Raw genomic sequence first — 11,359 nt, 5'->3', positions numbered from 1 at the left:
GTTATACCGTGAAGGCTAGGAAATCGGTTCGCCTAGCCTTTTTCATCAGCCCCAGCGTTTTCGAAACTCGGTTTCCGATAGATAGATGAGCTCCCGAAAGTAAAGCAAAAATTTGAGATTCCTTGTTAGCCACCCTAAACAAAAGAAAGTTTAAAGATCCGCTTGACCTCCTTCATTCTTTTTTATTAAATTAGAGACCGGTCAATAATTTTCATGGTAGAATTCATACTATCATAAATTAAAATATGCGCGAAACAATTTAATAGAACAATTTTCAATAAGAATTAATTGCAAATGGATAAATTCAGTCTTTTAGTTGGAAATGATATCAATAATATTTCTCCCGGAATCAGTTGGAGCGATTTATTGACCAATATTAAAGCAAAATATCAGCTGGCGGGATTGGAAAATGGGCAAAAACCTTTCCCGATGTTATATGAGGAGATTTTTTTAAATGCAATTAAGATGCAGCAGCTTAATGAGAGGGAACTTAAAACCTATATCTCGGACAGCGTCTCCCAAATAAAGCAAAATGAAATACACCAATTGATCCGATCTCTTCCGACCAAAAACATCATTACAACAAATTATGAATTCAGCCTAGAAGGATCAGCTTCAAAGCTAAATACAAGTCTCGTTAGAGAAACAACATACAGTGTTTTTCGTCGGCATGAAACAACAGATAAAACATTTTGGCATATTCATGGCGACTGTGACAATCCAAGCTCCATCAATCTCGGCTATGAACATTATTGCGGGCAGCTTCAAAAAATGAGAGATTATGTTGTCAATGGCACTAATTATACTTCGGACACGGTATTTAAGGCCTCTTTAATAAAAAGATTGAAGCAAAAAAAAGACCTGCGGTTACAATCTTGGATAGACCTGTTCTTTACGCAAGATATTCACATCTTGGGGCTCTCACTGGATTTTGTAGAAATCGATCTTTGGTGGCTATTGACCTATCGTGCACGAAACAAGTTTTATAGAAAAAGTAACTTTATTCAAAATAAGCTATTTTACTATACCACAAAAAAATGGCATCAAATCGCTGTGGACAAAATGCAATTGCTCAAAGCTAATGATGTGGAGATAGTTGTTATTGATGAATCGGACAAAACAAAGTATTATAAAAAGATATTGAAAGAGATCAATAAACGTTATCAATAAAGCTGACCACCAACAAATTTCATAAAAAGCAGACTTGATAATTCTTTCGAAGCATTAATTTCTTTTTTCTATTTTCCACTCTCGGTTTCACCAAAAAAGTCCAACATCTGTTGCAAAGCGGTTGCCGAATGCATTCTGTCACTATTTTCCAATGTATCCTTTGTCGCTTCCGCCCCACGTCGGATCATGTGTTTTTCAAAATAGGAAAGTGCAAGTTCTAAACTTTCAAAATTGCCTTCCGTCAGACATGCCGCAAGTTCAAATGCATCTTGCATGGCAACATTTGCGCCCTCTCCCGCAAAAGGCGGCATACGGTGTGCAGCATCGCCAATCATGGTGAGATTAGACTGCGTAGTCCAACTTTGATCGAGCGGAAAATAGTACTGCGGCCGAGGTATAAAACACACATTTTCGTTAGCAAAAAATTCCTCCCAGCCTTCTCCCCAGCCCGAAAAATTAACATTTAGCCAATTGGAAACCTGTTGTTTAAGATTAGCATCATTAGGCTGCTCGTTAAAAACATGTTCGGGCGCTTTTGTACTGGCGACAAACATGATGGATCCATCTCCTTTCGTTCCATACCCAATAAATTGTTCATCGCCAAAAGCCATCACCTTCCCTCCTTTTGTAAATTCAAATAGTTTAGGCGCATTTTTTTGCGCATCATAAATATTTCCCTCGACCAATGTAATTCCCGAATAAATTGGATTGGGCGCATTGAGATAAGGACGTATTTTAGAATTTGCACCATCAGCGGCGATAACGAGATCCGCATAAGCCGTTTGTCCATTTTTAAATTGTAATTTCCAGCCTTCTCCCTTTTTTTCCATTGAAACAAAATGACGGTCCCAGACCACAGTATCTGTATTCAGCGAATTCAATAAGATATCACGTAGTGGAGCGCGATCAATTTCTGGTCGGTTTTCGGCGACTGCAGTGATATGGTCATGATCGTCAAATTTAACATGGAGTTTCTTATCCACGATACGTAGCTTACTAGCTGTCGGACGATGATATTTATAAAATTCGTCAATAAGTCCGGCGCGTGTTATCGCTTCAAGACCTGTTCCTTCATGAAGATCCAGTGTAGATCCTTGCACACGTACCCCGCGGTCAATATCGCGTTCATAAACCTGTACATTCGCCCCGCGCATCTGTAATAATCGGGCTAGGGTCAAACCGCCCATTCCACCGCCAACGATGGCAATTTTTTTGTTTTCAATTAACATCATAGTGTTCTTAAAATATTTAAGACAAAACTATTTTGATGTCAGGGAAGATAATAGTATAAATCGGTCATTTTTATTTTTTAGCAATTCCTTAGGAGCCACTCCTGCGAATTTCTTAATCTCTTTGATAAAATGATTCTGATCAAAGAAATGCTCCTCAGGAAAAAGCTTGCCCTGTACAATGTGATCTAAAGAAGCCCGAAAACGTAAAATGTTGGAATACGCTTTTAGGGATAATCCAAACCACTGATTAAAATAACGATTGATCTGTCGACTTGTCCAGCAGACTTTTTCTGAAAGCTCAGAAACTGGAATAGAGCCTTTACTTTTGTATATAAGATCAAATAATTTCTGTTTACGCTCATCGATAGCTGTTGGTAAAATTGACAGCAACAATTGGGTAGATTTTTCAACAAACCGATCAAAATCTTGTAGATCCTGTTCACCAAAACCCCAAAAATCTTCCTTCAATAATTTACCGGAATTTATAATATCAGCTATGCGCTCATGTAAAATATATTCTACTGCAAGTAACTTTAAACTAATGCAAAACATTACGCAATCAACTGGAATTGACGCCTGTTCATGCGGCTGTGTACCCAGGCCGAGCAATAGAATCCGGAAACCATCTGCCGGAGAACAAAAAAGAAACAGATCCACCCGTCCATCCGGTAGGCCTATCGTTTCTTTTATCTCACCTGAGTGATTATTTAGACACCAAAAACTATCTACAAAATTAGAAAGCGGGTCATCAGGTTTAATAATCTTGTAATATAGCCCTTCTTCCATTATATTATTCCACTTGTATATTATGCCGTGCCCATCCATTGATTCAGGGCATTTTTATCCTTTGTTAAATTTAAAAATTAAATCTCACAACATCGGGGATCAATTCTTTTATTAACACAGAAGTAGATTACCGATTCCTACAGGCTTTACGGAATAAATTTTCGCGGCCTAAAATAAGCCTATTCTTAAAATATGGACAGGTCACTATTGTCTTAAAACGGTTCAGGCAGACTATCTTTTTCCTATTTTATATGGAACGTATTACTTACTTTTATAGCTTGACCTTAACACGCTAAAAATGGCAATCAAAGACATTGAAATTGTAAAAACAGAAATTTTATCCGATAATTGGTATACCTTAAAAAAAGTCACGTATCAATATACAAAACCAGACGGAACGGCACAACAGCAAAGTCGCGAAGCCTATGATCGTGGCAACGGTGCCGTAATACTGCTATATAATAAAGAATACCAAACTGTTATTTTGACCAGACAATTTAGAATTCCAACCTATATCAACGGAAATGAATCTGGAATGTTAATCGAAGCCTGTGCTGGTTTATTGGATCAAGATTCGCCACAGGATTGTATCCGTCGGGAAACAGAAGAAGAAACAGGTTATCAGATCAAGGAAGCAAAAAAGATATTTGAAGCGTATATGTCGCCCGGTTCGGTCACCGAAATTCTACATTTCTTTATTGCGGAATATACAAACGGCATGAAGATCGGTGATGGTGGTGGATTAGAGGAAGAAGAAGAGAATATAGAGATACTGGAGCTAAATATTCAAGATGCTTTAGCTATGATCGAAAGCGGTGAAATCAAAGATGGTAAAACCATTATGCTGCTGCAATATATTAGGTTGAACAATATTTTGTAGCGATATCCTTTCAGCCGAAGATCTCAATAGGCAGATGCTGTAAAAACATACTTAGCCTGTTGAAAACTGATCGTTGATGGTATATAATGTGGTATTCCCATATATACCTGTTCGGTACCCGTTCCTAAAATATATTGAGACCCTTTCTTAAGCAAAACAAAGGGTCTTCTTTTTTTCTGCCCCCAGCCAAAGGGAATATAGTAATAATCACCAGCCAGCGTATCTTTTTTGATATTCCCCTGAATCTCTCCGGAATCAATCTCACCACCCGGGCGATAAAACCGTAATTTCCCATGAAAGCGGCTTTCAAAGAGATTAAGTTCAAGTTGCGCACTATCGCGGTTACTATAAGCAACGTACTTCGATAGTTCTGCATCCCTTCTCTTTTCCTGGCAACCTGTAAATAGTAGTACCAATAAAATAAAACAACCCGCAACTGCAATTAAACGCATTCTTCTGATAAAATTTGACTAGCCATTGATTCAGCTAAAATACAATTCGTAAATCTAACATTAAAATATTAGCTATTACCCACGTTCGTCACGATTTTATCTGCTAACGCTTTAAGCTGCTGCATATCGGTATAATCCAGCTTTAAGGCTTCAAAGATCTGCATGGGAATGCAACTCGCTTTTTCTTTCAGTTCCGCTCCTTGTGTAGTTAACTGTATCTTCACTACCCGTTCATCTGTTTTGCTTCGGGTACGGGTAAGCAATGACTTGCCTTCCAGCCGTTTCAGTAAAGGTGTAAGGGTTCCGTTATCCAAAAACAACTTTTCCCCAAGCTGGTTTACGGTTTGTTCGTCATTTTCCCATAAGGCCATCATCGTAATATATTGTGGATAAGTCAAATCTACCTCTTCTAAAATAGCACGATAACGTTGCATGATCTCCCGATGCAAAACATATACGGAAAAACACAACTGTTTGTCCAATTTTAATAAGTCATCCATTTTACAAAGATATTGTTTTCTTAAAGTCTGAAGAATAAGGAATGTCCTATTTATATTCGACGACAAATTCTTCTTTTGGCATTCTCACTTTTTTCATGGTAGAGATCCAGTCACGAGAAGCATCGGCAGCACCGACATACATTAACGATACACTTTTCAGTCCAAGTTTATCCAACTGCAGCACCTCATCCACAACTTTATTATCAAAGCCCTCTGCCGGAGTACTATCTACCCGCAATTCGGCTGCTTGTGCCAAGGCTAAACCCAATGCGATATAAGTTTGTCGGGCAGTATGGGCAAAATTATGCTCTGCGGCCTCATTTAGATAAATGGATTTCAATTTATCTGTATAAGATCCGAAGCGGCCCCGCGGCAACTCCCTCTCATCTGTTGTGAAATCATATACTTTATCAATGCGCTCTTCTGTATATTTATCCCAGGCCGCAAAAACCAGCACGTGAGAACATTCTCGCATACAGTCAGGATTTAAGGCCCCTTTTGCCAGTTCATCTTTCAAAGCCTGATTTTCGACCACCAATACTTTAAATGGTTGTAGCCCCGAAGATGTTGGCGCAAAGCGTGCTGCCTCCAATATCTTATCTATATTTTCTTGTGAAACCTTTTTTGTTGGATCATACGCTTTCACAGCGTGTCTCCATTGTAAGTCTGTAATTAATGACATTTAATTGTTTATTTATTTTGAAAAAAGAACGGATGATATCGCCAACAATGCAGGAATTCCCTGTACAAAGAATATCTTCTTACCTGCTGTAAAACCGCCGAAAATACCCGCGACAAGGACACAACCCAAAAAGAATAGGCGAACATTATCGCTCCAGTCCGGATCGCTGATAAAAAACGACCAGGCCAAACCAGCGACCAAAAAGCCATTATATAAGCCTTGATTTGCGGCCAGTCCTTTTGTGGGTTTAAACAGTGCATCGGGAAGCGATTTCCCGAAACTACGCCGTCCTGCAGTCTCCCATGCAAACATTTCCATCCAAACAATGTAAAGATGTTCTACCAGTACAAGTAGCGTAAGCACAGTGGCTATATGATCCATATATTATTCGTTATTTGATACTGTTAACTTTACTTCGATATTACCTCTGGTCGCATTGGAATACGGACATACCTGATGCGCTTTCTCAATCAGCTGCTGCGCTATGTCCAAGCTAACCGCAGGGATATTCGCATGCAACTCTGCAGCAAGTCCAAAACCACCATTCTCCAATTGACCGATGCTCACCACGGCGGTAACGGTTGTCTCACCTGTTTGTATCTTTTCTTGTCGAATTACTAAATTCAAAGCACTGTCAAAGCAGGCAGCATAGCCGGCCGCAAAAAGCATCTCTGGATTTGCATAATTATCATTTGCACCACCAAGACCCTTCGGCATCCGAACCTCGAGGTCCAATACACCATTTTCACTTTTTACCTGACCGTTTCGGCCGCCTTTGGCGGTAGCGCCTATTGTGTATAACGTTTTCATATTTTATTTTGTTTTTGTTTCAACACTACAAATGTAGATTGAAAAATTATATTGTGCAAAATATAATTGCACTATTGACATTAAAATGAAAATTGGCTGCAATCCAAATCGATAGATCGGGGATATTTTGAGTTAATGAATAAAAAAATCTAAATTTGATTCTTGCAAATTTAATCAATATGGAAACAACCTCAATTGAACAGTTCTACCATGAAATCAACGCAACGATATCTAAGGAAATAGCACGGGAGATCGGGCATTTTAATGTATTTAGCTATGCAGAACTTGCTGTCACATTGAAAGAAAAACCCATCATGCCTTACAATAAACGGACCTATTATAAAATCAGCTTAATCACGGGAAAGAACACCGCTGAATATGCAGATAAAGTGATTGAAATAGAAGAGTCTGCTTTGGTATTTGCGACACCCAAGGTCCCCTATCATTGGATACCCAAGGACGAGCGGCAACAAGGTTATTTTTGCGTTTTTACCGATGATTTTTTAGCACGAAATAAAAGTGGCGTTATATTGGATGATCTGCCTATCTTTCAGCCGGGGGGACTTCCCGTTTTTCAGATCTCCCCTGAGCAACGTATTGAGATTGAACACATTTTCGAAAAAATGAATAAGGAGCTATCTTCCGATTATGCGTATAAATATGATCTTTTACGGAACTATGTTCTCGAAATTATTCATTATGGACAGAAACTACAACCGAAAAGCATCAGCAACCCATCCCATAACGCTGCCACTAGAATTACCTCACTTTTCATTGAGCTATTGGAAAGACAGTTCCCCGTAGAATCTCCAATGCAGCGTTTGCAGCTACGAACAGCAAATGATTTTGCCGAACGCCTTGCGGTGCATGTAAACCATCTGAATAAACTTCTGAAAGACAATACAGGTAAAACAACCACCCAGGTAATTAGTGCCAGAATCACACAGGAGGCAAAAATTCTTCTCAAACAAACAGACTGGAATATTTCCGAGATTGCCTACTCGCTCGGTTTTGAAGAAATAGCGCATTTTTCTAATTTCTTTAAAAAGCAGACCAAGCTCTCCCCAAACAACTTCCGTTCTCTGCCATTATAATTTGAATTTCGCAAATATTCATTTGCTTTTCACAAACGCATCGGATACTTTAAAAGCGAAATTTGTACTATTAAATTTTAAAACGAAATAAAAATGGCTAAAAATAAAATCGCTTTAGTAACTGGCGGAAGCCGAGGGTTGGGAAGAAACATGGCAATTAATCTTGCTAAAAAAGGAATCGATGTCATACTGACTTACCATAGCAACAAAGAAGAAGCAGATCATGTGGTGTCTACCATTCAGGCCTTAGGGCAGCATGCCGCTGCGTTTCAATTCGATGCGGGTAACACCAAATCCTTTGATCAGTTTATAGCGCAAATAACCGATCATCTAAAAGAACAAACGGGTCAGTCGAATTTTGATTTTTTGATCAACAATGCAGGTACGGCATTATATGCCCCTTTCATGGACACGACAGAGGAGCAATTTGACGCAGTATACAATATCCATTATAAAGGCGTCTTTTTTCTAACCCAGAAAGCACTTCCTTTTATAAACGACGGCGGACGTATTATTAATATATCGTCGGGTCTTGCCCGTTTCGCTTTTCCGGGCTCTTCCGCCTACGGTTCGATGAAAGGTGCGGTCGAAGTTCTGACAAGATACCTGGCCAAGGAGTTGGGACCTCGTGGTATTGCGGCAAATGTAGTCGCTCCGGGAGCAATTGAAACAGATTTCGGCGGCGGACATGTACGTGATAACAAGGAAACAAACGCACATATCGCCAGTGTAACAGCTTTAGGACGTGCCGGTGTGCCTGACGATATCGGTGGTGTTGTCGCTTTCCTCTGTACTGAAGAAGCCAAATGGATCAACGGCCAACGCATCGAGGCATCCGGAGGAATGAACCTTTAATAGCCAGGCTGCTCCTCAGCAAGCATATGTCCAGTTAATAGACTGTACCGGACATATGCTTATTTTAAAAATATAGCGCGAATGATTTTTCATGCTATTATTTGTCATCGCATCAATGAATATAATGCTTATTTCATTTTCTCCCTAAAACAACAATCTATAATCATAAATTCGCCTATCAAATTGTTAAGTTTGTAGAATAAATGAAGATACAGCTCGCAATAATAAGTGATATACATGCCAATATAGTGGCATTGGACGAAGTACTGGCAGACATAAAAAAGAGCGGGGCAACACAGATCTACTGTTTGGGTGACCTGGTCGACTTCGCACCCTGGGGCAATGAAGTTATTGATCGAATCCAGGAAAAAAACATTCCCTGTTTACTAGGAAATCATGATCAAAGAATTGCTTTTGACGAGCCTATTATCCCCTTGCCACACCATGATGCGGTAGAGACCGCAAATCGTGAAATTGCCATTAACCTCAGTAAAAAGGAGATTTTTTCTTCGCATAAAAAGTGGCTATCCACATTACCTTACAACCTCGAGTTAACGTTCCAGGTAGGTGATCGTTTTAGAAAAATTCTCCTTGTACATGCAAGTCTTCATAGTAATGATGCATATGTTCATGAATCCACTCCTAAAGGAGACTTGTTAGTTGATTTGCACAGAAGAGGTATTGATGTCCTGGTCATGGGTCATACCCATCAGGCCTACGTCCAGCGGGCCGAAGAAGTGCTGTTTGTCAATTGTGGTTCTGTCGGCCGAAGCAAGGAAAAAGACAAAAAGGCCTCCTATGTATTAATTACGCTGACGGAGGAAGGAATAGATACAACAATAATCAAAGTAGATTATCCGGTCGAGGAAGTCGCTGAAGCTATTTATCACAGCAATATTCCTGATTTCTATGGGGATTTTTTACGCGCCAAGGATAATTAGTTAGCAAAAAAAACTTCAAAATCGGGTTCTTTTCCGGTTAGTGCAAACATGATCTTTTGGTAACAATGACTTTGAGCAAAAGAACAAAAGTCTTATTAACAAGAGATTAATCCAAGATGAAGAATAAGGAAATTGTATGTAATTTAGCGGGGAATAAACTGATCTATAAACTACATAATACATTATGAACAGAAATATCTTTATAGCGAATCGGCTCAGAGAAGTTTTACTAAACGGTCATTGGATTGCAAATACCAACTATAAGGAACAACTCTCGGATATAAGTTGGCAACAGGCTATCCAGCAGATCAACGAGTTAAATACAATTGCTGCGCTCACTTATCATATCAATTATTATTTAAGGGGACTGCTTACTGCGTTTGAAACGGGAAAACTGGAAATTAGTGATAAATATAGTTTTGACTTACCTGAAATAACTTGCAAAGATGATTGGGATAAACTCATACAAGATTTTGTAAAAAATGCAGCGTGCTTCATAGAGAAAATCGAGCAACTTGATGTCGAAGTTTTTGAAAAACCTTTTTTTGATGAGAAGTATGGTTCCTATCTTAGGAATATCGAAGGAGTGATTGAGCATAGTTATTATCATCTTGGGCAAATTGTATTGATTAAAAAATTGATTGCACAATAAGCACTTTATCAAAGAGAAATTTAGCTAAGTTTGATTGTTATGATAGCAGCTTACTTTCAGTCTTTGGGTCTCTTCGATCAGGAAGAAATTACCCAGATCGTTCAGCTTTTTGAATATAAAAAGCTGAATAAGAACGATTTTTTTGTCAAAGAAAACCAACCCTGTAATGAGGTCGCCTTCATTGTATCCGGAATCTTTCGTTCGTATTACAGTACCTCAAGCGCAGAAGAGGTCACCTATTGTTTCCGATTTCCCAACAGCCTAATCGCGGCCTACTCTTCTTTTATCACTGGTGGACCAAGTGTTGAAACCATGCAGGCGCTCTCTCCCGCCGAATTATGGGTCATCAAAAAGAGCGCTATTGACAAACTCGCCGCTGAAAGTCTAGTCTGGACAAAGTACCTCAAAATGATCGCTGAACAACAATATCTGGAACTTGAAAAACGCATCTTCCAATTGCAGAAAGAAACAGCCCTACAACGCTATACGGTCTTACTGCGAGATCAACCCGAATTTATCCAGCAAATACCACTACAGTATTTAGCTTCCTATCTGGGCATCACCCAACGCCATTTGAGCAGAATTCGCAATGAAATCACTTTTTAGACATTTGTCCTATAAATCAAGAATGAGTGCGGCTAACTTTGTGTTATCAGAAGAATAACATGAAGAAGAAAATACTTGTCATCAACGGTCACCCGAATAGCGAATCTTTCAATTTTGGTATTGCCGCAGCGTATAAAGAAGGTGCTGAAGCATCGGGTGCAGAGGTACGTTCCATCAATATCGCGGATCTGAATTTTAATCCTAATCTCCAGTTTGGTTACCAGAGACGAACTGAACTTGAACCGGATCTCCTACGGGCTTGGGAAGATCTCCAATGGGCAGATCATCTAGTTTGGGTACATCCCGTTTGGTGGGGCGGTCTTCCGGCTATGATGAAAGGTTTTATTGATAGGCTCTTTCTGCCCGGTCTTGCGTTCCAATACCGTGAAAACTCTCTTTTTTGGGACAAATTGCTCAAAGGAAAATCTGCCCGAATTATCACCACATTAGATCAACCAAGTTGGTATTATGCCCTTATCTATGGCAGGCCGAGTGTCAATCAACTCAAAAAATCAACTTTACTATTTTGTGGTATATCGCCTGTAAAAGTGACATACCTCGGAATTATAAAGACTTCGGAAGCAACAAAGCGGCATAAGTGGCTGCAAAAAATCAAACAGCTAGGGCAAAAACAAGGATAAAACGCACATCGTTTCGTCGGGCAATTTTTCAAGAAATAAACACCAGCACCTGTTTTTT

Annotated in this window: 15 protein-coding genes; 8 read left to right on the top strand and 7 right to left on the bottom strand. The window is 39.4% G+C overall.

Annotated features, from left to right (window positions below):
• Positions 1-294: 294 nt before the first annotated feature.
• Positions 295-1,170, top strand: a complete 876-nt coding sequence (locus B4G94_RS19350) for an SIR2 family protein (protein ID WP_286861156.1) — start codon at positions 295-297, stop codon at positions 1,168-1,170.
• 68 nt (positions 1,171-1,238) lie between these two features.
• Here B4G94_RS19350 and B4G94_RS19345 read toward each other — a convergent pair whose 3' ends face one another.
• Entirely contained in the window at positions 1,239-2,402 is a 1,164-nt protein-coding gene (locus B4G94_RS19345; protein WP_286861154.1) for an FAD-dependent oxidoreductase, read from the bottom strand.
• 27 nt (positions 2,403-2,429) lie between these two features.
• Positions 2,430-3,188, bottom strand: coding sequence for a helix-turn-helix domain-containing protein (locus B4G94_RS19340; protein ID WP_286861151.1), 759 nt, complete (start codon positions 3,186-3,188; stop codon positions 2,430-2,432).
• A gap of 298 nt (positions 3,189-3,486) precedes the next feature.
• Here B4G94_RS19340 and nudK point away from each other — a divergent pair, with 298 nt between their 5' ends.
• Positions 3,487-4,068: a GDP-mannose pyrophosphatase NudK gene (gene nudK / locus B4G94_RS19335; RefSeq protein ID WP_286861149.1), complete on the top strand. Its 582-nt coding sequence runs from the start codon at positions 3,487-3,489 to the stop codon at positions 4,066-4,068.
• Between the two features lie 23 nt (positions 4,069-4,091).
• Here the strand turns inward: nudK and B4G94_RS19330 are convergent, their stop codons facing one another.
• The 5 genes from B4G94_RS19330 to B4G94_RS19310 form a co-directional block, all read right to left on the bottom strand.
• The gene (locus tag B4G94_RS19330; RefSeq protein WP_108636568.1) at positions 4,092-4,520 is read right to left on the bottom strand and encodes a hypothetical protein; all 429 of its coding nucleotides are present in this window, start codon (positions 4,518-4,520) and stop codon (positions 4,092-4,094) included.
• 68 nt (positions 4,521-4,588) lie between these two features.
• A complete protein-coding gene (locus B4G94_RS19325; protein ID WP_286861145.1) occupies positions 4,589-5,020 on the bottom strand; it encodes a MarR family winged helix-turn-helix transcriptional regulator in 432 nt (143 codons plus the stop codon).
• Between the two features lie 46 nt (positions 5,021-5,066).
• A complete protein-coding gene (locus tag B4G94_RS19320) occupies positions 5,067-5,702 on the bottom strand; it encodes a nitroreductase family protein (RefSeq protein ID WP_286861142.1) in 636 nt (211 codons plus the stop codon).
• A gap of 12 nt (positions 5,703-5,714) precedes the next feature.
• The gene (locus B4G94_RS19315; RefSeq protein ID WP_286861140.1) at positions 5,715-6,083 is read right to left on the bottom strand and encodes a DUF1304 domain-containing protein; all 369 of its coding nucleotides are present in this window, start codon (positions 6,081-6,083) and stop codon (positions 5,715-5,717) included.
• Between the two features lie 3 nt (positions 6,084-6,086).
• Entirely contained in the window at positions 6,087-6,512 is a 426-nt protein-coding gene (locus B4G94_RS19310; RefSeq protein ID WP_108636564.1) for an organic hydroperoxide resistance protein, read from the bottom strand.
• 179 nt (positions 6,513-6,691) lie between these two features.
• On the opposite strand from B4G94_RS19310, the gene B4G94_RS19305 reads away from it, so the two are divergent.
• The 6 genes from B4G94_RS19305 to B4G94_RS19280 all read left to right on the top strand — a co-directional run bounded on the left by B4G94_RS19305 (position 6,692) and on the right by B4G94_RS19280 (position 11,301).
• Positions 6,692-7,606 carry a helix-turn-helix domain-containing protein gene (locus B4G94_RS19305; RefSeq protein WP_286861137.1) on the top strand — a complete coding sequence of 305 codons (915 nt, stop codon included), beginning with the start codon at positions 6,692-6,694 and terminating at the stop codon, positions 7,604-7,606.
• Between the two features lie 93 nt (positions 7,607-7,699).
• A complete protein-coding gene (locus B4G94_RS19300; RefSeq protein WP_286861135.1) occupies positions 7,700-8,461 on the top strand; it encodes an SDR family NAD(P)-dependent oxidoreductase in 762 nt (253 codons plus the stop codon).
• A gap of 203 nt (positions 8,462-8,664) precedes the next feature.
• Positions 8,665-9,402 carry a metallophosphoesterase family protein gene (locus B4G94_RS19295; RefSeq protein WP_286861133.1) on the top strand — a complete coding sequence of 246 codons (738 nt, stop codon included), beginning with the start codon at positions 8,665-8,667 and terminating at the stop codon, positions 9,400-9,402.
• A 184-nt stretch (positions 9,403-9,586) separates the two neighbouring features.
• Positions 9,587-10,054 (top strand): DinB family protein, encoded by a 468-nt coding sequence (locus B4G94_RS19290; RefSeq protein WP_286861130.1) that lies wholly within the window; start codon positions 9,587-9,589, stop codon positions 10,052-10,054.
• Positions 10,055-10,093: 39 nt separating this feature from the next.
• Positions 10,094-10,660, top strand: a complete 567-nt coding sequence (locus tag B4G94_RS19285; RefSeq protein WP_286861127.1) for a Crp/Fnr family transcriptional regulator — start codon at positions 10,094-10,096, stop codon at positions 10,658-10,660.
• 59 nt (positions 10,661-10,719) lie between these two features.
• A complete protein-coding gene (locus B4G94_RS19280; RefSeq protein ID WP_286861123.1) occupies positions 10,720-11,301 on the top strand; it encodes an NAD(P)H-dependent oxidoreductase in 582 nt (193 codons plus the stop codon).
• The last annotated feature ends 58 nt before the right edge of the window (positions 11,302-11,359 follow it).

Source organism: Sphingobacterium sp. UBA7625 (assembly GCF_002484085.1).
Lineage (GTDB): Bacteria > Bacteroidota > Bacteroidia > Sphingobacteriales > Sphingobacteriaceae > Sphingobacterium > Sphingobacterium athyrii.
This window is presented reverse-complemented; position numbering and strand designations above follow the sequence as displayed.